Annotated in this window: 22 protein-coding genes; 16 read left to right on the plus strand and 6 right to left on the minus strand. The window is 64.0% G+C overall.

Annotation, left to right across the window (positions count from 1 at the left end; all coding sequences use genetic code 11):
* The first annotated feature begins 77 nt into the window (after window positions 1-77).
* Window positions 78-1178 (plus strand): site-2 protease family protein, encoded by a 1101-nt coding sequence (locus tag HFP57_RS16560; protein WP_176870831.1) that lies wholly within the window; start codon window positions 78-80, stop codon window positions 1176-1178.
* On the opposite strand, the gene HFP57_RS16565 is transcribed toward HFP57_RS16560, so the two are convergent.
* Window positions 1175-2650 (minus strand): preATP grasp domain-containing protein, encoded by a 1476-nt coding sequence (locus tag HFP57_RS16565; RefSeq protein WP_176870832.1) that lies wholly within the window; start codon window positions 2648-2650, stop codon window positions 1175-1177. The two genes, HFP57_RS16560 and HFP57_RS16565, sit on opposite strands and share 4 nt — an antisense overlap.
* Window positions 2651-2705: 55 nt before the next feature.
* Window positions 2706-3206, minus strand: a complete 501-nt coding sequence (locus HFP57_RS16570) for a hemerythrin domain-containing protein (protein ID WP_176870833.1) — start codon at window positions 3204-3206, stop codon at window positions 2706-2708.
* On the opposite strand from HFP57_RS16570, the gene HFP57_RS16575 reads away from it, so the two are divergent.
* The 10 genes from HFP57_RS16575 to HFP57_RS16620 all read left to right on the plus strand — a co-directional run bounded on the left by HFP57_RS16575 (window position 3205) and on the right by HFP57_RS16620 (window position 14504).
* Window positions 3205-4161 carry a class II glutamine amidotransferase gene (locus HFP57_RS16575; protein WP_218135047.1) on the plus strand — a complete coding sequence of 319 codons (957 nt, stop codon included), beginning with the start codon at window positions 3205-3207 and terminating at the stop codon, window positions 4159-4161. The two genes, HFP57_RS16570 and HFP57_RS16575, sit on opposite strands and share 2 nt — an antisense overlap.
* Before the next feature lie 54 nt (window positions 4162-4215).
* Entirely contained in the window at window positions 4216-5556 is a 1341-nt protein-coding gene (locus tag HFP57_RS16580) for an erythromycin esterase family protein (protein ID WP_176870834.1), read from the plus strand.
* A 17-nt stretch (window positions 5557-5573) separates the two neighbouring features.
* The gene (locus tag HFP57_RS16585; protein ID WP_218135048.1) at window positions 5574-6212 is read left to right on the plus strand and encodes a dienelactone hydrolase family protein; all 639 of its coding nucleotides are present in this window, start codon (window positions 5574-5576) and stop codon (window positions 6210-6212) included.
* A 9-nt stretch (window positions 6213-6221) separates the two neighbouring features.
* The gene (locus HFP57_RS16590; RefSeq protein WP_176870836.1) at window positions 6222-6914 is read left to right on the plus strand and encodes a phosphoribosyltransferase; all 693 of its coding nucleotides are present in this window, start codon (window positions 6222-6224) and stop codon (window positions 6912-6914) included.
* A gap of 207 nt (window positions 6915-7121) precedes the next feature.
* A complete protein-coding gene (locus HFP57_RS16595; protein ID WP_176870837.1) occupies window positions 7122-9335 on the plus strand; it encodes a TonB-dependent receptor in 2214 nt (737 codons plus the stop codon).
* A gap of 12 nt (window positions 9336-9347) precedes the next feature.
* On the plus strand, window positions 9348-10115 hold the full coding sequence (locus HFP57_RS16600) for an SDR family NAD(P)-dependent oxidoreductase (protein WP_176870838.1): 768 nt from the start codon (window positions 9348-9350) through the stop codon (window positions 10113-10115).
* Window positions 10116-10304: 189 nt separating this feature from the next.
* Complete coding sequence (locus tag HFP57_RS16605) at window positions 10305-11534, plus strand: LLM class flavin-dependent oxidoreductase (RefSeq protein WP_176870839.1); 1230 nt, start codon at window positions 10305-10307, stop codon at window positions 11532-11534.
* A 21-nt stretch (window positions 11535-11555) separates the two neighbouring features.
* Window positions 11556-12431 carry an alpha/beta fold hydrolase gene (locus tag HFP57_RS16610; protein WP_176870840.1) on the plus strand — a complete coding sequence of 292 codons (876 nt, stop codon included), beginning with the start codon at window positions 11556-11558 and terminating at the stop codon, window positions 12429-12431.
* Complete coding sequence (locus HFP57_RS16615; RefSeq protein WP_176870841.1) at window positions 12431-13381, plus strand: 3-carboxyethylcatechol 2,3-dioxygenase; 951 nt, start codon at window positions 12431-12433, stop codon at window positions 13379-13381. Before HFP57_RS16610 ends, HFP57_RS16615 begins: the two co-directional genes overlap by 1 nt.
* A gap of 16 nt (window positions 13382-13397) precedes the next feature.
* Window positions 13398-14504: an NAD(P)/FAD-dependent oxidoreductase gene (locus tag HFP57_RS16620; RefSeq protein WP_176870842.1), complete on the plus strand. Its 1107-nt coding sequence runs from the start codon at window positions 13398-13400 to the stop codon at window positions 14502-14504.
* On the opposite strand, the gene HFP57_RS16625 is transcribed toward HFP57_RS16620, so the two are convergent.
* Window positions 14494-15411 carry an SMP-30/gluconolactonase/LRE family protein gene (locus tag HFP57_RS16625; protein WP_176870843.1) on the minus strand — a complete coding sequence of 306 codons (918 nt, stop codon included), beginning with the start codon at window positions 15409-15411 and terminating at the stop codon, window positions 14494-14496. The genes HFP57_RS16620 and HFP57_RS16625 overlap by 11 nt on opposite strands.
* Before the next feature lie 133 nt (window positions 15412-15544).
* Between HFP57_RS16625 and HFP57_RS16630 the strand changes: the two genes are divergently transcribed.
* Together HFP57_RS16630 and HFP57_RS16635 are read left to right on the plus strand one after the other, a co-directional pair.
* The gene (locus HFP57_RS16630; RefSeq protein ID WP_176870844.1) at window positions 15545-16306 is read left to right on the plus strand and encodes an SDR family NAD(P)-dependent oxidoreductase; all 762 of its coding nucleotides are present in this window, start codon (window positions 15545-15547) and stop codon (window positions 16304-16306) included.
* Window positions 16307-16318: 12 nt separating this feature from the next.
* Window positions 16319-17410 (plus strand): alkene reductase, encoded by a 1092-nt coding sequence (locus HFP57_RS16635; protein WP_176870845.1) that lies wholly within the window; start codon window positions 16319-16321, stop codon window positions 17408-17410.
* A 4-nt stretch (window positions 17411-17414) separates the two neighbouring features.
* Here HFP57_RS16635 and HFP57_RS16640 read toward each other — a convergent pair whose 3' ends face one another.
* Genes HFP57_RS16640 through HFP57_RS16650 form a run of 3 tightly spaced genes read right to left on the minus strand, consistent with a single transcriptional unit; the run spans window position 17415 to window position 21417 of the window.
* Window positions 17415-20171 carry a winged helix-turn-helix domain-containing protein gene (locus HFP57_RS16640; RefSeq protein ID WP_176870846.1) on the minus strand — a complete coding sequence of 919 codons (2757 nt, stop codon included), beginning with the start codon at window positions 20169-20171 and terminating at the stop codon, window positions 17415-17417.
* 53 nt (window positions 20172-20224) lie between these two features.
* Window positions 20225-20890, minus strand: coding sequence for a 3,4-dihydroxy-2-butanone-4-phosphate synthase (locus HFP57_RS16645; RefSeq protein WP_176870847.1), 666 nt, complete (start codon window positions 20888-20890; stop codon window positions 20225-20227).
* Entirely contained in the window at window positions 20887-21417 is a 531-nt protein-coding gene (locus tag HFP57_RS16650; protein ID WP_176870848.1) for a flavin reductase family protein, read from the minus strand. Before HFP57_RS16650 ends, HFP57_RS16645 begins: the two co-directional genes overlap by 4 nt.
* Before the next feature lie 149 nt (window positions 21418-21566).
* Between HFP57_RS16650 and HFP57_RS16655 the strand changes: the two genes are divergently transcribed.
* From HFP57_RS16655 to dmpG, 3 genes are read left to right on the plus strand one after another with little or no spacing between them, the layout of a single operon-like run.
* Entirely contained in the window at window positions 21567-22358 is a 792-nt protein-coding gene (locus tag HFP57_RS16655) for a fumarylacetoacetate hydrolase family protein (protein ID WP_176870849.1), read from the plus strand.
* 11 nt (window positions 22359-22369) lie between these two features.
* Window positions 22370-23308 (plus strand): acetaldehyde dehydrogenase (acetylating), encoded by a 939-nt coding sequence (locus HFP57_RS16660; protein WP_176870850.1) that lies wholly within the window; start codon window positions 22370-22372, stop codon window positions 23306-23308.
* Window positions 23308-24336, plus strand: coding sequence for a 4-hydroxy-2-oxovalerate aldolase (gene dmpG / locus HFP57_RS16665; protein ID WP_176870851.1), 1029 nt, complete (start codon window positions 23308-23310; stop codon window positions 24334-24336). The genes HFP57_RS16660 and dmpG overlap by 1 nt, the downstream gene beginning before the upstream one ends.
* Window positions 24337-24348 lie beyond the last annotated feature (12 nt).

A 24348-nucleotide genomic window follows, 5' to 3' on the forward strand; every position in this document is an offset into this window, starting at 1 on the left:
TCACCATGCCGGATGGCGGCCGAACCCACTTGATCGCCCTCAACCGGATAGCACCGGCGCTGGAATATCCTGATCCGATGAGAGGATCGCTCACCGTCGCCACGATTTTCGGTACCAAGGTCCGGGTCCATTTCACCTTTGCGCTGCTGCTGATCTGGGTCGGCGCGATCCAATTCGGCCAGGGCGGCTGGGCCGGAGCCTTTGCCGGCATCGCGTTCATTCTCGCCCTGTTCGCCTGCGTCGTCGCGCATGAATTCGGCCATATCCTGACCGCACGGCGCTACGGTATCGTCACCCGCGACATGATCCTGCTGCCGATCGGCGGGCTGGCGCGGCTCGAACATATTCCCCGTATTCCACAGCAGGAGCTGCTGGTCGCGCTGGCCGGGCCGATGGTCAATCTGGCGATCGCGGCCGTCCTCCTTATCCTGGTCGGCGGCTTTCCGGAATCCGGCTGGCAGTCGCTGATCGATCCGGAGGCCGGGTTCCTCGACCGCCTGGCGCTGGCGAACCTGCTGATCGCGATGTTCAACATGCTGCCGGCCTTTCCGATGGATGGCGGGCGCGTGCTGCGGGCGCTGCTCGCCTTCCGGATCGATCATGGGCAGGCGACGCGGATCGCCGCGAATATCGGCCAGGGCATCGCCTTCGCCTTCGGGCTTCTCGGATTGCTCGGCGGTAATCCGCTCCTCATATTCATCGCGCTGTTCGTCTATCTCGGCGCTGGGGCGGAGGCGATGATGGGGCGCCTGCAGCATGCCGTCGAAGGCTATCTTGCGGGGAACGCCGCCATAACCAGTCTCGAGCGGCTGACGCCCGACCAGCGCATCGCAGAGGCTGCGGACATGCTGATCCGGACCACCCAGAAGGAGCTGCCGGTCGTCGACGGGACGGGGCGGTTCCGGGGCCTCGTGACCGCCGACGGGCTGGTCAAGGGGCTGCGCGAACATGGGAGCGAGGGCGCCATCGACGATATCATGCAGACCGATATCGCGACGATCGCGGCCGATGCGCCGCTCGCCGATTGTCTCGCCCGGATGCAGGATGGCGGCAAGCCGGCGGTCGCGGTGACCGGCCGGGACGGCAGCTTGACCGGGCTGGTGACGATGGAAAACCTGTCCGAATTCATGCTGCTGCGCTCCGCGGCGTCCGGTTCGCAGCGCGCTATCGGCGCCTAGGCGGCGAGACCGGTATCAGCGGGGGCGGCTGCGGTCCTGGTCTGGCAGATTATCGAGAGCGCGTCGGATGCGATCCGGGTGCTGCGGTCCGGGTCGTCCGAAACGACGAAGAATGTCGCCCGATGCTCGTCGGGGCCGACGGGTTCGAGAAAGACGAGACCGTTTTCCCTACGGCCGGCGATGAACAGATGCGGTGCGACCCGGTCCAGGATTTTGTCGAACGGCATGGCCGCGTCGGCGGGCAGCTTCCGCTGGACGACGAGCAGATTGTCCCCGGCTGGATCGCGCCCGAGCCTGCGGGATACTGTCATCGGGATGGAGACCCCGCCCCACCGGCCGTTGCTCTCGATCCACTGGATGTCGGCCGTTTCGAGGCTCTTGCCGACGAGCAGCGCATCGAGGCTCAGGCGGCCGATATAGCCCAGGCATTGCAGATAACAGGCGATCGTCATGGCTTCCTCGAGAAAGCGGGCCTCGACATCGGCCGGCAGCCGGATCGCGGAGGCGCCGATGAACGCCCGGCGTTCGGTGGAGAGGAACTGCCCGAAAACCCCTTCGATGACCGGCAGGCCGTGCCGCGGTTCGGGTATCCAAATCTGCGCCGAGGGGCTCGCCAACGCACCGCCTTCCCAGACGCCGGCGAGCAGCGGAAAACCGCCGCGCCAACCGAGCGCGCGGAGATTGTCGATCAACCGCGCTCGCAGTTCGGCTATCGGCAATCCCCTGATTTCCGCGCTGTGCAGCACCAGATTGCCCATCGATCCGGCGCTCGACGGCAGTTTGACGATAAGCCGGTCATGCTCGCCGGCGAGTTTCAGAAGATAGGCGGACGCCGCCGCCGGGCCGGACACCGGGAAGGTGAGGGGAAGCGCGTCGCGGCCGAGCAGCTTGCGGACCTGCGCCGCGAACCAGAGCTTATCGTTCACCCGGCGGGTCAGCTGCGGCAGCGACCCGGTCACGCGCACGACCGTGCCCGACCGGCGCGCGATCTCTGCTGCCAGCAGCCAGCTGTGCCCGGCCGCGAGAAAGGGGCAGATGTTGAGCCCGCCATCCGCCCGCGCCGCTTCGGCCAGCCGATCGAGCGCCTCGGGGTTGCGCAGACCGGCGGCGGCCAGTGCGACGGGGCCCTTCGCCAGATCGCGCTCGACTTCGAGGACGGCCGGATTTTCCAGCCCGACCATGTCGTGAAGATAGCGCTCGAAAGCGGGAACGCGCGGGCGCGACAGCAGGACGAAATCGTCCGGCCGCGCCAGGGCGAAGGAGCGATATTCGAATATCGAGGCGCGCGACGGTTCGACGAGCTGGATCGCTGAATGGTCCTCGAGGAAAACCGTCGGCGCTTCGACATAACCGGGATGGACGTCCGGGCCGAATACCGCCGGTTCGTTGAGGTTGGGTTCGCTTTTGAGCTGGCGGACGGCGAGCGCCGATATCCGGTCGATTTCCGTATCGGGCAGGTGCACGTCCGCCATGCAGCGTACCGGCCAGGGCGCGATCGCCGATCCGGCGTTCGCGGGTGGCGGCGCGCTATTTGGCGCTAGGGGCGTGTTCTCTGCTAGCATAGCTGCTCCAGCTCGGCGCTCGCTGCCGCCAGCGCTCCAGGTCCGCGAGCAGCACGTCCATCGCGGCCTCGTCCAGCCCGCCGAGCGCGCCGAACAGCTGGCCGCATTCGGAAACATGATGTTCCATCCGCTCGATCCCGGCGATCAGGGCCTCGAGATCGGCGGCCGGAACCGCAGCATCCGGATCGAGCGCTGCGATGCGCTCCAATATGTCCGCGCCCTCGGCATGTTCGGCATACATCGCCTCGACTTCCTCATCGGAGAGAAAGTCCGTCAGTGCCGGATAGAAATTCTCTTCCTCGAACGCGATATGCGCGCCGACCGCGCTATCGAGATCGGCGGTCGCGGACCTCGCCCCCGCGGTGTCGCCGGCCACGAGCCGCGTCCGGATATCGTGCAGTCCGCGGCCCAGCACCGCGTGATCCGCGCGGAATGCATCAAACAGATCGTGATTGATCGGCGTCATGACCGGCATCTTCCCATCGGTGCAGGATAGCGCGCCCGTCCGAGGACGAATTGACGCGGATCATCTTATGTGCCGCCTGTACGGATTTCTTGCCACCGAGCCGACCAAGGTCGAGTGCACGCTCGTCTATGCCCAGAACGCCCTGATCGCGCAAAGCCGGGAGGACCTGTCCGGGCTGGACCATGCCCATGGCTGGGGCGTCGCGATGTACGACGGCGCACAGCCCGATGTGCAGCGCCAGGCCTGGGCGGCCTATCATGGCGAGCATTTCGCCCGTGCCGCGGCACGCACCTATTCCGAGCTCGTCGTCGCCCATGTCCGGCGCGCCACGGTCGGCGAACCGTCGATCGAGAATACCCATCCCTTTTCGGCTGGCCCATGGGTCTTCGCGCATAACGGGACGGTGCCCGGTTTCGCCAAGGTCCGGCCGCTGATGCGCGAGCGCATGAGCGAAAAGCAATGGGCGCGGATCAGGGGCGATACCGACAGCGAGCATATCTTCCGCTATTTCCTCAGCCTGTGCGAGAGCGGCGAGATCGATCCTGAGGCCGGCCTGATCCATGCGATCTGGCGGCTGGTCGACGACGTCACAGCGATGAGCGCGCAAGCGGCGCCCGGCAAGCGCATCGGTCTCAACATCATGCTGACCGACGGCCGGCGGCTCGCCGGCTCCCGCATGAACCGGAGCCTGTTCTTCGTCCATCGGGACGGCGTGCACGATTGCGAAATTTGCGGCTTCCCGCACATCCGGCACGATCCCGATTGCGACTATCGGGCGGTCGTCGTCGCGTCGGAGCCACTGACCCACGAACATTGGATCGAGGTGCCCAACAATTCGATCTGGGAGGCGGACGCGTCGGGCGGCATGGATATCTATCTCCGGGACCCGCGCGAAGGCGCCGCCGCCGGATCGCCCGACAGCATCTCCGCTCCATCGGCTCCCGCGCCGGCTTGAGACCGATCAAGTCGGCGTCCGCGAAGCGGGCCATGATGGCGTTCGAGAGAGATCATGCGAACCGTCGATCTGCACCCGCGAAACGCACGGGACGGGCTGCCCGCCCTGATCGAGGTTTTGCGCCGTCATGCCGAGCCGCTGCCCTCGCCGTCGCGGGCCGACGCGTTCGGAGCCTTTTTCGATCGGTTCGCCGACGCGCGGGTAGTGCTGCTCGGCGAGTCGACGCACGGCACTTCCGAATTCTACCGCGCCCGTTCGGCGATCACGCGCCGCCTGATCGAGGAGCACGGCTTTTCCATCGTCGCGGTGGAAGCCGATTGGCCCGATGCCGCGCGGATCGACGGCTATGTGCGGCATCACGACCGGAGACCGCGACGCGGCGACGCCTTTGTCCGCTTCCCGACCTGGATGTGGCGCAATTTCGAGGTTCTCGAATTCGCCGACTGGCTGCGCGGCCATAACGAGAGCTTGCCCCAATCGCGGCGCGCGTCCTTTCGCGGGCTCGACGTCTATAGCCTGTCGGAATCGATCCATGCCGTTCTCGCGCATCTCGGGACGATCGACCCGATTATCGCCGATCGCGCCCGCGCCCGCTACGGCTGCCTGACGCCCTGGATGGACGAGCCGACGCATTACGGTCGCGCGGTCGTTCATGCCGGTCTCGAGAGCTGCGAAAAGCGGGTGGTCGAGCAGCTGCGCGAAATGCTTGCGTTCCGGCTCGACGACATGCGCGACAGCGAGGAGTGGTTCGACGCGGTCCAGAACGCCCGGATCGTGCGCGCGGCCGAACGCTATTACTGCGCCATGTATCGCGGCGCGGCGGAAAGCTGGAACCTGCGGGACCGCCACATGTTCGATACGCTGCAGGCGCTGCTCGCCCATCACGGGCCGGACGCCAAGGCGGTGATCTGGGCGCACAACTCCCATATCGGCAATGCCGCGGCGACGGCGATGGGATGGCGCGGCGAGTTCAACATCGGCGAGCTGTCCAAGCTCGCCTATGGCGACGAGGCGGTGCTGATCGGTTTCGGCACCGATACGGGCACGGTGGCGGCGGCCAGCGCCTGGGGCGCGGATATGCAGATCAAGACGCTGAAGCCGGTCCGTCCCGACAGCTATGAATATGCGTTCCGCAAGACCGGGATCGAGCGCTTTCTGACCGACTGGCGCGATCCCAACCGGCGCGAACTCGCCGAGGCGCTGCGAAGCGCGCGTCTCGAACGCGCGGTGGGTGTGATCTACCGGCCGGAAAGCGAGTATGCGAGCCACTATTTCGAGGCCGTCCTCGCCGAGCAGTTCGATGCCTATGTCTGGTTCGAAAGGACGCAGGCGGTATCGCCGCTTGGCCATGAACGGCCGCGCGGCGCACCCGAAACCTATCCGTTCGGGCTGTGACGACGATGGCGGAGGATATGTTGGATCCCGTCCCCGTGGAGGTCGGCCCCAACCGGCTCAACGCGCTTCTCGGCGTACCGGAAGAGCCCGTCGGTCTCGTGATATTCGCGCATGGCAGCGGTAGCGGCCGGCTCAGCCCGCGCAACAACCATGTTGCGGCGGCGCTGCGGCGGATGGGGCTCGCGACGCTGCTGCTCGATCTGCTGACGCGCGCCGAGGAACGGGACCGCGCCAATGTGTTCGATATTCAGCTGCTCGCGACCCGGCTCGTCGAAGCGACGGACTGGGCGGGCGCGGCGGCGCGGATCGACGCGCTGCCGATCGGCTATTTCGGTTCGAGCACCGGTGCCGGCGCCGCTTTGGCCGCTGCGGCGCATCTGGGGGACCGGATCGGCGCGGTCGTATCGCGCGGCGGACGTCCCGATCTGGCGGGACCGGCGCTGGCCGAGGTCCGGGCGCCTACGCTGCTTATCGTCGGGAGCCTGGACGGGCCGGTCATCGATATGAACAATGCGGCCGCGCGGCATCTCCAGTGCGTGAAGGAAATCACCATCGTCGAAGGCGCCGGTCACCTGTTCGAGGAGCCCGGCACGCTCGATGAGGTGATCCGACATGCGGGGCGCTGGTTCCTGACCCACCTGTCGGCCGAGAAGTGAGAGGAAGCCATGATGCACCGTTCCGCCATTCGCCTGCGTAACCGGTCGGAAGCCGGCAAGGCGCTGGCCGGCAAGCTCGCACACCTTGCCGGACTGCATCCGCTCGTGCTGGCGCTGCCCCGCGGCGGGGTGCCGGTCGGATACGAGATCGCAGAGGCGCTCGATGCGCCGCTCGAGCCGCTGTTCGTGAAGAAGATCGGCGCGCCCGGCTATGAGGAGCTCGCCATCGGGGCGGTCGCCGATGGCGACAATCCGCAGCTGATCCTGAACGAGGACATCCTGCCGCAGATCGCGCCGAGTTCGGACTATCTGCAATCGGAGATGCGGCGCAAGCTGGCCGAGATCGAAACGCGGCGCCGTGCCTATATCGGCGATCGGGAGCCGATCAATGTCGGCGGGCGGACGGTCATCCTCGTCGACGACGGGATCGCCACAGGTGCCACGGTGAAGGCGGCGCTCAAGGCATTGCGGCGCGCAATGCCCGCCCGGCTCGTTCTCGCGGTTCCCGTCCTGCCCGCGGACGCGGTTTCGGAGTTCCGGCCGGAATGCGACGAGCTGGTCTATCTGTCAGCCCCGCGGGCCTTCCGCGCGGTCGGCGCGCATTACGACGATTTCTCGCAGGTCGACGATTCCGAAGTGATCGCGCTGCTCGCCCGCCGGCAGGATGCGATGGCCGGGATCGGACGCAAGCCGTCCCGCTAGGAGCGGGGCCAGGCATCAGCGTGGAAAACCGCCGTCGAGATAGGAGTGGCGGCCTTCGGCATTCGCGAACATTTCCGAAGGCATACCTTCACGCAGGATTGCTCCTTCACGGATGACATGCCGCAAAAGCCCTCAACCAAAAGATAGGTGAATGACAAACCCCCGATCTCCATTGACGAAAAAAAATAATATGGGAGGAGTATCGGGATGCACTATAATTATAATCGCCGTACGGCGTTCGGGGTTCGCAATACACTGATTTCATCGGCATCGCTCGCGGTCATGTTGGCGGCCTCGCCCGCCCATGCGCAGCAAACGGGCCAAGCCGACCAGGCGGCAGATGCCGAGCCTGCAGGATCGGCGCCGGAGTCGGTTGGCCTCGGCGTGATCGTCGTTACCGCCGAAAAGAGCGAGGAAAGCCTCCAGGATGTCGCGGCCGCCGTAACGGCGTTTTCAGGCGATGCGCTGGTCCAGGCCGGTGCGACCGATCTTTATGCGGTCCAGGATCTGGTGCCCGGCGCGCGGTTTCAGCCCGAGGGGAACACCGTTCAGGTCTTTCTGCGCGGCGTCGGTTCGAATCTCGACTTCGCCAATATCGAACAATCCGTGTCGTTCAATTTCAACGGCATGTACGTACCGCGCGAGGGCACGAGCGCGCCGCTCTATGACGTCCAGACGATCCAGGTGCTGCCCGGGCCGCAGGGTACGCTTTACGGGCGCAGCGCCATCGGCGGCGTGATCAACGTCGAATTCAATCGGCCGGAATTCGACGATAGCGTGAGCGGCGTCCTCGAGGTCGGCAATTACGATCTGATCCACGGCACCTTGGTCGGCAATATCCAGGCGTCGGACAGCTTCGCGATCCGTGCGGCCGTCGATTACACCTATCACGAAGGCTATATGGAAACGGGATCGGACTCGAAGGACACGCTCTCGGCGCGGCTGGGGCTGCTCTACGAGCCGACGAACGATTTTTCGCTCTATCTCTGGGGCTATACGGTCCAGAAATATGGTGCCCCGCCGAACCTCGTAAACTATGGCGGCACGATCAACGGTCCCAACCCGTTCGTCGTGACGCTGGACGAAGGCGCCTTTCTGCGGGATCGCCCATGGGACGATCTCCGGCCCGGCTTTCTCGCTCCGACCGCAATCGTCGGTCAGCCCCAGAGGTCCATGCAGGACTATAACAACTGGGCGTTCGGGGCCGAGCTCGATGTTGCCCTGAGCGACAATGTGTCGCTAACTTTCATCCCGTCCTATTTCTATCTCGACAATGAGATCCAGACCTATTGGGTAGGCGTGATCCCGAGCTACAAGCTCGACAAGTACGAACAGATTACCGGCGAGGTGCGGCTCAACGGCACGAGCGACCGGTTCGAATGGCTCGCCGGCATCTACGGCTACCGTGTTCAGGGCCGGGGGGAAGGGCGCGTGTTCGAAGGCACGCCGCTCCAGTTCAACTCGAGCAACATCCCTTTCACCCAGCTACAGGGAGCGGCGATTTTCGGCCAGGCGACCTATTCGATCACCGACGAACTCCGGTTCACGCTGGGCGGCCGCTACGGCATCGACGATCGCGAGGCGGACGGCATATCGCTGGAAGACCAGGTGACGCCCTATCGCTTCGAGAATGATTACAGCAATTTCGATTTCAAGATCGGCGTCGAATATGACGTGACGCCCGATATCATGCTCTATGCCACCTATCAGACCGGGTATCAGCCGGGTACCTACAACGAAACGACGCCGCTCACGACGCGGACCGGCAACGGCACGAACGAGATCGATACGGCGACGCTCAGCGCCATCAGCGGCGGCTTCAAGGCCCGCTTCTTCAACGATACGCTGCAGATCAACAACGAGGTCTTCTTCTACCGGTATAACGACCTCTTCCTGCAGGCATTCGATGTCAGCCAGGCGTTCAACCCGATCTTCAATGCCGGGCGCGTGACCATTCCCGGCAACCAGCTGGACGTGCTGTTCAGGCCGACGAACGAGGATCTGATTTCGCTTTCGGTCAGCTATATCCGGCCGCGGATCAGGGATTTCCTGCCCAATGACGACAGCGTTGTGGGCTTCAGCCCGCCCTATGCGGCCGACTGGACGATCAATGCGGGGGTCTCGCACGATTTCCTGCTGCCGGACGGCTATATCCGGGCGCATGGCGACCTGCGCTATGAGAGCGAATATTTCGCCGATTTCGTCCATACGCCCGGCGTCCGCCAGCCCGGCTATATCAAGGTCAATGCGAGCCTCACCTATTATGATGACGATGGCCGGTTCAGCGTCGGAATCTGGGGCCAGAACCTGACCAATGAAGCCACGATCGCGGCGGCCGCGGCAGCCGGCATTCCCGGTCCGGCGACGGCCTATCTCTCGCCGCCGCGGACCTATGGCATCCGCGCCACGTTCGATTTCTAGGGGAGCGGCGCGATGGACTTGACCAAGAGGTTCGCCGGCAAGACCTGTATCGTCACGGGCTCGGGCGGCAGCATCGGCCGCGCCACGGCGCTGCGGCTCGCGGCCGAAGGCGCGAATATTGTCGGCTGCGATGTCGTGGCCGAGGGCGCCGCCGAAACCGTACGGCTCGTCGAGGAGGCCGGCGGCGCGATACTCTCGGTGCATCCCGCGGACCTGACCGAAAAGGCGCAATGCGAGCGGGTCGTCGGCGAAGCCTTAGACCGGTTTGGCGGCGTCGACGTGCTCTTCAACAATGGCGCGATGGCCTATTTCGCCTGGATCGACGAAATGGACGACGAAACCTGGACGAAAACAATCCACGAAGAGCTCGATATCGTCTTCCTCATGACGCGCGCGGCCTGGCCGGAGCTCGTCAAGAGCGAGGGCGCGATCGTCAATGTCGCCTCGCTGTCCGCCTGGGCGGGTATCGAACTGCTGCCCGCGCTGGCCCACACGGCGGCAAAGGGCGGCGTCCTCTCGATGACGCGGCAGCTGGCGATGGAGGGCCGCAAACACGGCATCCGCGCGAACTCGGTCTCGCCGGGCACGATCCTGACGAACCAGACCCAGTTCATCAAGGACGACCCGGAATGGTCGCGCATCCAGCTCGGCCGCGCGATGATGAACCGCATGGGCGAGCCGGAAGAAGTGGCCGGCGCGGTCGCCTTCCTCGCGAGCGAGGATGCCTCCTATGTCACGGGCGCCGACCTGCGCGTCGACGGCGGCGTTCTGGCGTGGTGAACTGACAGGCGAATTTTTCGCGAGCAGCCTTTTGTTTGACCGGTCACCGAAGCGGGATGTCCCGCCGCAGCCTCGTTTTGCATACACGGTGCGATCCGCGATCGGGCAAGGCCGTTATTCGCCAAAGGATAGGTGGCCGGACGCGCTCTTCCGACCAGTCTGAAATCTTAAAAGGACCGGGAGAGAATCATGGACGTAGCATTTTTCATACCGCCGACCGTCGGATCGAAAGAGGATCTCATGGAAGGTCTCGCTGGACGGCGCACCGATCTCTACCAGCAAATGCTCGGCCATCTCGTCGAAATCGCGCAATATATGGACGAGTTCGGCTATTACGGGATGGGCTTTACCGAGCATCATCTCTCGGTCGAGGGCATGACGCTTTCGAACAGCCCGCAGATGCTCGGCCTCTATCTCGCCAATCATACCAAATATAATCATTACGGCGCGCTCGGCCATGTGCTGCCGGTCCATGATCCGCTGCGCGTCGCCGCCGAAATCGCGATGCTCGACCAGATGACCCAGGGGCGCGCCTTTGCCGGCTTCGCCCGCGGCGTGCAGACGCGCTGGATCAATTCGATGGCGCAGCACCGCTACAGCCTGGCGGACAATATCACCGATCCCGAACAATATAACGAGGATCGCCGCAAGCTGTACTACGAGAATCTCGAAATTATCCTCAAAGCCTGGGACAATGACACCTTCTCCCACAAGGGCGATTTCTGGACGCTTCCCGCGCCAAAGACGGACTGGCCGGGGCAGCAGATGAGCCGGGACATGGGCGGTCGGAGCCTCGACAAGGACGGCAATCTGGTCGAGATCGGCGTCGCGCCGGCGATGTACAACCGCAAGCGCCCGACGATGTTCGAACCCTTCTCGGTCAGCCACGGCTCGATCGAGACGGCGGCCGCTAACGGTTTGGTCCCGATCGGTATCATGTGCGATCCCGAAATCGTCGCCGAGCAGGTCGAGGCCGCGCAGCGCGGCTGGGCCAAGGCCGGCGTCGACACCAAGCCGGGCGAACGGCTCGGCTTCGCGCGCTACATGATCGTCGGCGAAACCGACGAAGAGGCGATGGAATTCGCCGAACTCGCAATGTTCGAATGGACCTATTTTTTCGCGCAGTTCGGGTTCAACGCCGTGCTCGCCGGCAAGGACGAGGATTGGCAGGACATTCCGTCCACCATTCCCGAATTCATCAAACGCGGCATTCTGTTCTGCGGCAGCCCCGATACGGTGAACCGGCAGCTGGAAGCGGCGCTGAAGGTCATGCCGATCGATTATCTCTGGCTGTTCACGCCCAACGAGCTGCTGCCACAGCCCAAGATGATGAAGCATCTCGAGCTCATGACGCGCAAGGTGCTGCCCAACTTCACCGACAAGATCGGGCCCAATGTTCACCGCCAGGAAGCCGCCTGAGGCGGGTCACGGGAGACGCACATGACCTATCAGAGCCTGTGGACCGATGTTCATCGCTCGAGCTTCGAACAGGGATTCGTCGACGCGAATGGCGTCCGCACCCGCTATATTCGCGCCGGCGATCCGGACGGGCCCGCGCTGATATTCCTGCACGGCACGGGCGGCCATGCCGAGGCCTTTCTGCGCAACCTCGATGCCCATGCCGCGCATTTCAACACCTATCTGATCGACTATCTCGGCCATGGCTGGACCGAAAAACCCGAGATCGATTACGAGATGCCGCAATATTGCCAGCATCTCGCCGATACGATGGATGCGCTGGGCATCGAACACGCGTCGATCTGCGGCGAATCGATGGGCGGCTGGATCGCGGCCTGGTTCGCGATCCACTATCCCGATCGCGTCGACCGGCTGATCCTCAACACGATGGGCGGCGCGACGATGAACCCGGAGGTCATGAAGACGGTCTACGACAAGACGCTGGCGGCAGTCGAAAGTCCCGCAACGCATACCAAGCCGCGGCTCGAATGGCTGATGGCCGATCCGTCGGTCGTCACCGACGACCTCGTCGCCTGCCGCGAGCGGATCTATTCCCAGCCCGGGATGAAGGAGGCGATCAAGCGGATATTGTGCCTGCAGGTCGAGGAGCCGCGCCGCCGCAACCTGATGACCGAGGACAACATGTCCCGGATCAAGGCGCCGACCCTGGTCGTCTGGACGAGCAAGGATCCGACGGCCTCGACCGATGTCGGCAAGATGATCGCCGGCTGGATCCCCGGCGCCCAATTCACCGTCATGGAAAATTGCGGACATTGGCCGCAATATGAGAAACCGGACGAGTATAACGCGATCTGCCTGGATTTCCTCCTCGAGGACCGGGAAAAGGCGGCCGCCTGATGCCCGCTCTGCTCGCCGCCACGTCGCACAGTCCGCTGACCAATGTCGAAGGCCAGGCGCCGGAAGATGTCAGCGCCGAATTTCGCCAGTCGCTCGATGACCTGCGCGAAAAGGTCGCCGCCTTCGATCCGGAACTGGTCATCCAGTTCGGCAACGATCACAATAGCGGCTTCTCGCTGGGACTGATGCCGCCTTTTCTTATCGGGTTGCGGGCTACCGGGCTCGGCGACTTCGGAACGTCGACCGGACCGCTCCTCATCGACGAGGCGGCCGGCCGGCTGATGGCCGCGTCGCTGCACGAGGCGGGTATCGATATCGCGACCGGCTATGATGTCGTCTTCGACCATGGCATCGTCTGGGCGCTGGACAAGCTGTTCGGCGGGATAGACCGGGTCCCGGTCGTGCCGATCTTCATCAATTGCGGCGGCGATCTGAGACCGCCCTTCCACCGCGCCCATGCGCTGGGCACGGCAGTCGGCGAAATTGCCAAGGCCAGCTTCGGCGACACACGCATATTGTTTATCGCATCGGGCGGGCTGTCCCACGATCCCCCGCTGCCGATATTCGAATCCGCGCCGCCCGACGTGCAGGAAAAGATGATCGCGGGCACCGAATGGGACGAAGAGAGCCTGAGGCAGCGCACCTTGAGGGTCGCGCAGGCCGGCAAGGATCACGCCGCCGGCGGAGACGACCTGCTGCCGCTCAACCCCGAATGGGACAATCAGATCATCGCCAAGCTGGAAGCGGGCGATCTCGAATGGCTTGCGCAGATGGACGATGCGGAGGTCATCCGGCTCGGCGGACGCGGCGGGAGCGAGGTGCGCAACTGGCTGGCGGGCTTTGCCGCGCTGAAGGCCTATGGGGGCGACTATACGGCTTCGAAACACTATTATAATGCCGTGAAGGAATGGATCGCCGGTTTCACCATGATGCACGCCAGGGCCGCCTGATCCGGGCGAACACCCGATGACGGAAACGGTCGACTGCATTGTCATCGGCGCCGGCGTGGTCGGCCTGGCCTGTGCCGCGGCGCTGGCAAAGGCGGGGCGAGAGGTTCTCGTCCTCGAAGCCGCGGAGGCGATCGGCACGCAGACGAGCAGCCGCAACTCCGAGGTCATTCACGCAGGCATCTATTATTCCGCAGGATCGCTGAAAGCGGAGCTGTGCCGCACCGGCAAGGAGATGCTCTACGCTTATGCCGCCGACCGCGGCATTGCGCACAAACGCTCGGGCAAGATCATCGTTGCCAGCGCCGATGCCCAGCTGGCGAGGCTCGAAGAGATCAAGCGGGCCGCCGCCGCCAACCACGTTACCGATCTCCGGGACCTTGATGCCGCCGGACTCACCGCGCTCGAACCGGCGCTCGTCGGAGTCGGCGGTCTGTTCTCGCCATCGACGGGCATTATCGACAGTCACGGCCTGATGCTCGCGCTCGAAGGCGATCTCACGAATGCCGGCGGCATGGTCGTGCTGCATACGCCCGTCCGGTCGGGCGAGGCGATGGACAGCGGCATCGCGCTCACCACGGGCGGGGATAGGCCCATGCGGCTTATCGCGGAAACGGTAGTCAATTGCGCGGGCCTATCGGCTCCCTCGGTTGCGCGCTCGATCGCCGGTATACCGTCTGACGCGATCCCCGCGGCTTATCATGCGATCGGCCATTACTATCGGCTGAGCGGACCCGCGCCGTGCACCCATCTCGTCTACCCGGTGCCCGAACCGGGCGGCCTCGGCATTCATCTGACGCTCGATTTGGGCGGCCAGGCGAAGTTCGGACCGGACGTGCGCTGGATCGACGAGATCGACTACCGGTTCGACGACAGTCGGTTCGCCGAATTCCTGGCGGCGATCAGGCGCTATCTGCCCGATATCGATGCTGACAGGCTGGATCCCGATTATACCGGAATCCGGCCGAAGATCGTCGGCCCCGGCGAACCCGCCGCCGATTTCCGGATCGACGGCCCGGAGCGGCATGGCGTGCAGGGTCTGGTCAATCTGTACGGGATCGAGTCGCCCGGCCTCACCGCCGCACTGGCGATCGGCGACTATGTGAGCGCGATGCTCAGGCGTTGAACGGCAGTTTCAACCCCCGCCGCGGCCAGTCCATCTTGATCAGCCGGCCGGTCAGCGACAGCGTGATATAGGCGGTCTTCATGTCGGGTCCGCCAAAGGCGATGTTCGTGACCGCCGGATCGGGAAGCGCGACGAAATCGATCAGCGCGCCATCGGGCGAAAGTACCGTGATGCCGCCCCGGGAAAGGGTCGCGACGCAGATATTGCCATTCGCCTCGATCGCGAGGGAATCGTATAGGTCGTAGCCGGGCGCGCCATATAATATGGGCTCCGGGTTGAGCAGGCCTTCGGGCACGATCGCCTGGCCGGGCTCGGGCAGCGCGAATTTCTTGATCCGCCCGGCCATGGTCTCGGCCATGTAGAGGGTCTTCTCGTCGGGCGACAGGCCGATGCCGTTGGCATGGCTGCACGGATAGACCTGTTCGGAAATGAAGCTCCCGTCGGTCTTCGCATAATAGACCGCGCCGATATCCTCAGACCGCGCATAGCGCTTGCCGTTATCGGTAAACCAAAAGCCGCCCTGGCTGTCGAAGACGATATCGTTCGGGCCCTTGATCGGCTCGCCGCCGCATTCGGTATAGAGGGTCTCGACCGATCCCGATTGCAGATCGACCTTCTGGATGCTGCCGCCCGTATAACTCTCCGGTGTCAGTCCGGGCACGAGACCGCCGTCGATCTCGTGCCATTCGAAGCCGCCATTGTTGCAGACATAGACGCAGCCATCGGGCCCGATCGCCGCGCCATTCGGCCCGCCGCCCAGCTCCGCAACGATTTCGGCCCGTCCCTCCGGATACACCCTGGTCAGGGTTTCGCGCGCGATCTCGACTACCAGGATCGACCCGTCGGCAAGCACGATCGGGCCCTCGGGGAATTGCAGGTCGCCGGTCAGGGTGTCGAAACTGGGCATGGGGTTCTCTCCAATCCGTTTGTCGCTCACCAGACCAATACCGGGCGCACACGGCCGGGCACCTGCTAAAGTATAGGTGCAATATCGTCGCGGCGATGGTCGGGTGGCCGCTGGAGACGAAAAGGGGACGGGAATGTCGAAGGACCTGGACGGCAAAGTCATCGTGATCACCGGCGCCGGAGGCGGCATCGGCGAAGCCGCCGCCGAAATATGCGCCGCGCAGGGCGCGAGGCTGGTTCTGGCCGGCCGGACGCTGGACAAGGTCGAAACCGTGGCGGACCGTATCGCGCGTTCGGGCGCGGAGTGTATCGCCTTGCAGGCCGATGTGGCGCGGGGAGACGATGTCCGGAAACTGACCGAGACTGCGGTCGGCGAGTTCGGCCGGCTCGACGGCGCGTTCAACAATGCGGGCATCGACGGGGCGCTCGCCCCGGCCGCCGATTATCCGGAAGACGAGTTCGATACCGTGATCGCCGTGAATCTCAAAGGCGTATGGCAATGCATGCGGTTCCAGATTCCGGCCATGCTCGAAAGCGGTGGCGGGTCGATCGTCAACAACGCCTCGGCGCTCGGCGAAGTCGGGCAGTTCGCGATGGCCGCCTATTGCGCGTCGAAGGCCGGCGTACTCGGTCTGACCAAAGCGGCCGCGCTCGATTACGGCGCGCAAGGGGTTCGCGTGAACGCGATCTCGCCCGGGGTGATCGAAACGCCGATGATGACATCGCAGATGGACGCGATGCCCGAGCTGCGCGAGATACTGCTGGCACGCCACCCGATCGGACGGCTGGGCGAGCCGGTGGAAATCGCCGGGGCCGTGGCCTGGATGCTGTCCGACGCGTCGTCCTTCCTGCTGGGCTCCAACGTCGCGGTCGATGGCGGCTATGCGGCCATCTGAGCGAGAACCGGCATGAACCGATCACCGCTCTTTACCCCGTGCCGCGTCGGCGATGTCGCATTGCCGAACCGGATCGTCATGGCGCCGATGACCCGGCTCCGCGCGCCGGGCGCCATGCCCAACGCGCTAATGGCCGACTATTACAGCCAGCGCGCGAGCGCGGGCCTGATCATAACCGAATGCACGATGGTGTCCGACACGAGCGCCGCCTATATGTTCGCGCCCGGCATCTATTCCGACGCGTTCATCGCGCCCTGGCGGGCGGTGACCGATACCGTGCACGAGGCCGGCGGGCGGATCTTCCTCCAGCTTTGGCATTCGGGGCGCGTGGCCCATGTGTCACTGATGCCGGGCGGCGAAAAACCCTATGCGCCGAGCGCCATTCGCGGCGAAGGCGAACTCCATACGCCGGAGGGCAAGAAGCGCGTGTCGACGCCGCGCGAGATGACCGTTCCGCATATCACCGGACTGACCAAGGCGTTCGGCAAGGCGGCGGAGCGCGCTCGGCAAGCGGGGTTCGACGGGATCGAGATTCATGGTGCCTTCGGCTATCTGGTGGACCAGTTTCTGCAGGATGGCAGCAACCAGCGGTCCGATCATTATGGCGGTTCGTTCGAGAACCGGATCCGGTTCCTGCTCGGCGTCGTGTCCGCAGTTCAGCAGGCGTTCGGCAACGATGTCGGGCTCAAGCTTTCGCCCAGCAACCGCTATCACGGGATGAGCGACAGCGACCCGGAAGGGCTTTTCGGTTTCCTGTTGTCGGAACTGGGCGATCACGACCTCGCCTATCTGCATATGATGGAACCGCTGCCCTTCGACCATGAACAGGGCCATGCGATCGCGGACGTCAAAGCCTTTGCGGCGCGCCACTATGACGGCACGATCATCGCCAATGGCGGCTTCGATGCGGCAACCGCCGCGCGGGCGATCGCCGATGGCGAGGCCGATCTCGTATCCTTTGCCCAGCTGTTCATCGCCAATCCCGATCTGCCGCGCCGCTTTCGCGAAGATCTCGCGCTTGCCGCCCCCGATTTCGCCAAAGTCTACGGCGCCCCGGGGATGGAGTTGAGCGAGGGCTATATCGACTATCCGGCAGCCGACTGAGGTTTCAGGCGATCAGCCCCAATTGCCGCGCCTTGAACACGGCTTCGGACCGGCGGTTGACGCCCATCTTGCCGTAGATCTGCTGGAGATACCATTTGACCGTGCCGAGCGTGAGGCCGAGATCTTCGGCGATCTCCTTGTTCATCATGCCGGTCGAGATCATCAGCAGGATTTCGGATTCGCGATTGTTAAGCGCTTCGAACTGTCCGCCGGTTTCCTCCAGATCCTTTTTGGCGGCGGGCGTTGTCGCCCGATCGGAGCCCATCGCGGTCAAAATGGTCTGGTGATGGTCGGCGAGGTCGAAATGCTGATCGAAGGTCATGTCTTCGAGCACGGAAAGGACCGCCGGATTGGCGTCGACGAACGACCGGATGAAGCCGCCAGATCCGCCCAGTTGCATGGCCGTGCGCAGCGAGCGGTGTGCGGCTTTCGCTTCGCCCATGACGATCTGGGCATGGGCCAGCGCCAGCGCCATTTTGAGCGCATAGCGAACGCATTGATGCGCCTCGAGGAACTGCAGCCAGCGGGCCAGAAGGCTCTCCGCGCCGCTCAGGTCGTTCTCGATGATCGCCACATGCGCCGCCGCATAGGCCGTGGCGGCATCGACCGACGTCATGTTGCGGCGTGGTTTCAGCTCTTCGAGATCGGAGGAGATATTGTTGAGCATTCCGATCCGGCGCACGGACGCGGTATCACCGGCGCTGGTGAATATCCGGATGCGATCGGCGAGGAGAAAGGCCTTCAAACGGTCGAATTGGCGCGCGCCCGCGATCTCCTCGCCTTCTTCGAGTACGCGCAGGGCCAGATCGGTGCCCGATAGCGACGCGATCCGCGCTTTGGTCTGGAAACCGGCCACGAGCTGGTCGACCAACCCTGTACGCATCGCCAATGGCAGAAACTCGTCGATCAACGCGGTCGCGGATTCCAGATCGTTGCGCTCATATTTGAGGTCGGCAAGATAGAGGGCGGGCATGGCGGTCGTCGGATTGATCCGCCCGACAAGATTGGACGCGGTTTCGAAAGCGCTTTCGAAGATGGATTGCGCGCGGGCAAGATCGCCCATCTGGGTGTGCGTGGCGCCGATGATGCAATCATGCCAGACGGTTGCCCATCTGTTGTTTTCCGCCTCGAAAGTCTCGCGGGCGGATTTCGAAGCGGCGACATTGGAAAAATCGAACAGCTCGCGCTGGGCGTAGATCAGCGTCGTGCGGGCCACCGCATCCTCGAACGGCGTGCAGCCGCCCTCCATATCCTGCCATTGCCGCGCAAGCTTCGCGACTTTCGGCATCCGGTCCTGCAACAGCAGGAGCTGCATTTCCCGGTGGATCAGCTTGCGTTCGAGACGCGCGATATCGATGTTCCGGGCCTTCCAGGCCTTAAGCCGATCGGTATCCAGCATCGTCGCCCGGACGTCGTCGAGCACGCGTTTCGCCTCGCTGAACTGCCAGGTGAGCGTGGCCGCATAGACACGATCGAGCTGCAGCGCCGGATAGTCCTGCAGCATCTCGGCCGGGATCATCCGCGCATAGCGGAGCAATGTCGCGCCCCGGCCAGTATGCGCGATCTCCTCGGCGGTCCTGGCCAGCAATTCGACCAGATCGTCAAGCGATTCCGATGCGTTGGCGTGGAACAGGGCCCGTTCGATCCCGCCCTTGCTTTCCAGCCAATCGGCCGCCTTGAGGTGGAGCGCGCTTTTCTTGCGCGGGGAAAAGGTGTGCAGCCCCTCGGTGAACGCCTCGACGAACAGGGCATGATAGCGATACCAGCCGGGCTCCTCCAAAGGCAGAATGAAGAACTGCTTTTCTTCCAGCTGGGCGATCAGCTCGGCACTATCGCGTTTACCGCGAATATGATCGGCGAACTCGGCCGAAAACTCGCCGAGCAGGGCGGTATCGCCGACGAATTCGCCCAGCGCTTCGGGCAGGCTGGCGATGATTTCCTCGCGCAGATAGGCCTTCAGGGTCGGTTCCCTGCCCGAAAGGAGGTGGCCGAGCGGCATGTCCGGCTTCGCGGCGAGCGCCATCGTGGCGAGCCGGATTCCGGTGGCCCATCCCTCGGTACGCGCGACAATGGTTTCGATCGCTTCGGGCCCGGGATCGTCGGGTAAAATGGTGGCGATCGCTTCGCGGGCCTCTTCGGGCGCGAATTCCAGGTCGGTGGTTCGGATATCGAGCACCTGGCCGAGCGCGCGCAGCTTGCCCATGCTGAATTCGAGTTGCTGGCGGCTGTTGATAGCGATGTGGAGATATCCGCAGCCGCTATTGACCAGAAAACCCACCAGGGCGTTGGTTTCGTCCGATGCCGCGACATGCATATCGTCGATCACCAGCAGCACGGGTTGTTGCAGACCCTCCAGCGCGTTGACGATCGTGACGCCGACGGATTCTATATCGATATCGAAGCCCGATTTCGCGATTCCGGAGAAAGCCTCTTCAAGCTCCGGCGAGGCGAGCGAGAGCGCGCGAAACAGATGCCGAGAAAACCGGTATACGTCCTGGTCGGCCTCGTCGCAGGTCAGCCAGGCGGCGGCCCGGCCCTCATCCTTGGCGTGCGCATACCATTGCGCCAGCAACGTCGTCTTCCCGAAACCCGCCGGCGCCACGACGTTTACGCAGGCGACCTCCCAGACGAGCTCGCGTTTCTCCGAGAGCCGATTGCGTTCGATGGTCTTGCTGTTGCCGGATTTGGGAGGAGCAAGCTTGGTCGAGAGCACGACATCCCTGCCTTCGCCGGCCTTGGTTGGAGATAAGGGCGAATTCATGGCGGACCGATCATAGCCTCAGGCTATCGGAAGCGGCAGACCCAATCTATCCACTAGGCGAACTGTCCCATTGCGAGACCATCGCTGTCGATTTGCAGCTCGGGCCTGGTGCCGATGCCTTCCAGATAGCGGATATCGATCGCCGCATCGCCGCGCCGGACGAGCGCCGGAACGAACAGGCGCTTGGCCAGTGCGATGCACTCCTCCGAACTCGCGGTTTCGCCTTCCTCGTCCAGAATATCGCACCATGCGATGGCCTCGGACCCCGCATAGCGATGCGCATAATCGAAGGCGAAGGTCGAAAGGTTCGGGTTTCCCGAAATCGTCTCGGGCACGATGGCCGGCATGATGTGCCCCGGTGTGACGATATCCTCGGTGTCGCAGTGCGGATCGCCGAGCGTGCGGATCGTCAGCGCGCGTTCGGCCGCCGAGATACCGGTTTCGGTGCACGCCGCCGCTTCGACGCTGGTGACGTACATCGGCATATGATCGCGCTCGACCGCATGTTTGAGCGGCTGCAGCCCGAGCGCATAGGCGCGGCTGGCCGAAAGGGCGGCGCTGACGACGCCCCGGCCCATGGTCGCCATGACATTGATGCTGTTCGCATCGGAATTCAGCGCCGATTCGAAAAATATGCCGCGGCCGCGGCCGGCAAGCGTATCGGGATCGACGAGGATCGAGAGGGAAATGCCCCGTTCGCGATAATGTTGCCTGATCATGCCGCCATCAGCCTGGCGAGAGGAGGCAGGGTTTCGGCGCTGCAATATTCGCCCGCCTTGTAGAGCAGGGGGCGGCAATTTTCCCGGGTGCGGACCGCGACCACATTCGCCGCGAACACGCGGTGCGTGCCGACATCCATCGTCGAAATGGTCCGGCAGGCGATATTGGCGACGGCCGATTGCAAAATCGGGTTGCCGTTCAATTTGCTCCAGCTGCCCGACTGGAAGCGCAGCGGCGTCAATTTGGTCGACCCGAACATCGTCGCGATATCGCCATCCTCTTCCGAAAGCACGTTGATGGCGAACGATCCGGCGCGCTCGATAGTATCGAAGATCGAGGCCGATTTGTTCACGCAGATCAGCATCGAATGCGGATCGAAACTCAGCGAGCAGACTGCGGTCGCCGTCATGCCGGCGGGCATGCCCCGATGTTGCGTCGTTATGAGATGCACCGAGGATGCGACGTTGCGCTGGGCGATGCGATAGGCGTCGGCAAAACCCGGCTGTTCTGGTTCCGCTACGGTCATGGCTCTACTCCCTCTCCTGCTTTTTTCTATTCTGTTATCCTGCAGGGGCCCGGGGGAACCGCCACCTATCTTTCGGTGAACGAAACGGATCGGCGGCACCGTCCATAAGGTAGGTGCGCTGCTGGTCTTCCCTGATGCAGGCGTTCGGCATGGAACAATTCGATGCCGATATCCGCGACCGCCTGTCGCAGGAACTCCATGAGGCGCTGCGTTCGCGATCGGTCGTGGCGCCGCTGATCGGGCGTTTCGACGGCATCACGATCGAAGACGCCTATGCCGTTTCGCTCGGCATATTGCGCCGCCGCGAGGCCGAGGGCGAGCAGGTGGTGGGCAAGAAGATCGGCGTCACGTCCAAGGCGGTGCAGGACATGCTGGGCGTGCACCAGCCCGATTTCGGGTTTCTCACCGACCGGATGCAGTGCGGCGAAACGATCGATTTCGACGCGGCCGGCCTGATCCAGCCACGGGCCGAAGCCGAGATCGCGTTCATCCTGAGAGAGGGTCTTGCTGGCCCGGGTGTCACCGAGGCCGATGTGCTGGCCGCGACGGAGAGCATCGCCCCCTGTTTCGAGATCGTCGACAGCCGGATCGAGAATTGGAAGATTTCGATCGTCGACACGGTGGCCGACAACGCATCCTGCGGCGTTTTCGTGCTCGGCGAGGCCCGTGCCGATCCGCGCGATCATGACCTGCCCGCGCTGAAGGTGACGGTGACCAAGAACGGCGCGCGCCTGTCCGAGGGACTGGGTTCGGCGGTGCAGGGATCCCCGGCCGCGGCCGTCGCCTGGCTGGCCAATACGCTTGGCGGCTTCGGCGTCACGCTCGACGCTGGCGATATCGTTCTTTCGGGCAGCCTCGTGCCGCTGGAACCCGCCCAAAAGGGCGATGTTTTCGAGATGATGCTCGAAGGCGTGGGCGGCTGCCGCGCGGAATTCGTTTGAGAGGAAATGTGATGGACAAGATAAAGGCCGCGATTATCGGTTCGGGCAATATCGGCACCGATCTGATGATCAAGATCATGCGGACGTCCGATGTTCTCGAAATGGCGGCGCTTGTCGGGATCGATCCGGAATCGGACGGGCTGGCACGGGCGCGCAAGCTCGGCGTCGCGGCGACGCATGACGGCATAGAAGGGCTGCAGGCGCTCGATGTCTGGCCCGATATCGAGGTGGTGTTCGACGCGACATCGGCCGGCGCCCATCGCCGCCATCACGACATCGTCACCGGCGCCGGCAAGGCGATGATCGATCTCACCCCGGCGGCGATCGGCCCCTATGTGATCCCCGTGGTCAATGGCGAGGACCATCTCGACAGGGACAATGTGAACATGGTGACCTGTGGCGGCCAGGCGACGATCCCGATCGTCGCGGCCGTCAGCCGGGTCGCCGAAGTGCCCTATGCCGAGATCGTGGCATCGGTATCGTCGCGCTCGGCCGGGCCCGGCACGCGCGCCAATATCGACGAGTTCACCGAAACGACGGCCAAGGGCGTCGAGGTCGTGGGCGGCGCGGCCAAGGGAAAGGCCATCATCATTCTCAACCCCGCCGAACCGCCGATGATCATGCGCGATACGGTGATGACGCTGAGCCAGGGCGCGGACGAAGCCGAGATCGAGGCATCGGTCGAACAGATGGTCGCCGATGTGCAGAAATATGTGCCCGGCTATCGGCTCAAGCAGAAGGTGCAGTTCGAACGGTTCGGGTCCAACAATCCGGTCCGCATTCCGGGTCTTGGCGAGTTCGAGGGGATCAAGACGAGCGTGTTCCTCGAGGTGGAAGGCGCGGCGCATTATCTCCCCGCCTATGCCGGCAATCTCGACATCATGACCTCGGCGGGGCTCGCCACCGCGGAGAAGATCGTCGCGAAACGCCATATGCCGGAGGCCGCGTGATGCGTTTCGATCCCACCCAGACCAAGCTCTACATCCAGGACGTCACGCTGCGCGACGGGATGCACGCGATACGCCACCAATACGGGATCGACCATGTACAGAAGATCGCCAGGGCGCTCGACGAGGCGAAGGTCGACGCGATCGAGATCGCGCATGGCGACGGGCTGAACGGATCGAGCTTCAATTACGGCTTCGGCGCGCACACGGACTGGGAGTGGATCGCCGCCGTAGCCGAGGTTGTCGAGCATGCGAAGCTGACGACCCTGCTGCTTCCGGGCATCGGCACCGTCGAGGAACTCAAGCGGGCCTATGACCTGGGCGTCCGCTCGGTCCGGATTGCGACGCACTGCACCGAGGCCGATGTCTCGAAACAGCATATCGAAATGGCCCGCAACCTGGATATGGATACGGTCGGGTTCCTCATGATGAGCCATATGATCGAGCCCGACCAGCTGGCCGAGCAGGCGCGGCTGATGGAGAGCTATGGCGCGCAATGCGTCTATGTCACCGATAGCGGCGGCGCGCTCGACATGGCCGGCTACCGGGCGCGGCTCGACGCCTATGACCGGGTACTGAAGCCGGAAACCGACCGCGGCGTCCATGCCCATCACAATCTGTCGCTCGGGGTCGCCAACTCCATCGTCGCCGTCGAGCAGGGCGCGATCCGCGTCGACGCTTCGCTGGCCGGGATGGGCGCGGGCGCCGGCAACGCGCCGCTCGAAGTGTTCATCGCCGCGGCCGACCGCAAGGGCTGGCGCCATGGCTGCGATCTCTACAGGCTGATGGATGCCGCCGAGGAACTGGTCCGGCCGTTGCAGGACCGGCCGGTGCGCGTCGACCGGGAAACGCTCTCGCTCGGCTATGCCGGCGTCTATTCCAGCTTCCTGCGGCATGCCGAAAAGGCCGCGCAGGATTACGGTCTCGATACCCGCGAAATCCTCGTCGAACTCGGTAACCGCAAAATGGTCGGCGGGCAGGAGGACATGATCGTCGATGTCGCATTGGATCTGGTCGCGCAAAAAGCGTGACTGTTGCGGCCG

The sequence above is a fragment of the Parasphingopyxis algicola genome (assembly GCF_013378075.1).
In the GTDB taxonomy this organism is placed as follows: domain Bacteria; phylum Pseudomonadota; class Alphaproteobacteria; order Sphingomonadales; family Sphingomonadaceae; genus Parasphingopyxis; species Parasphingopyxis algicola.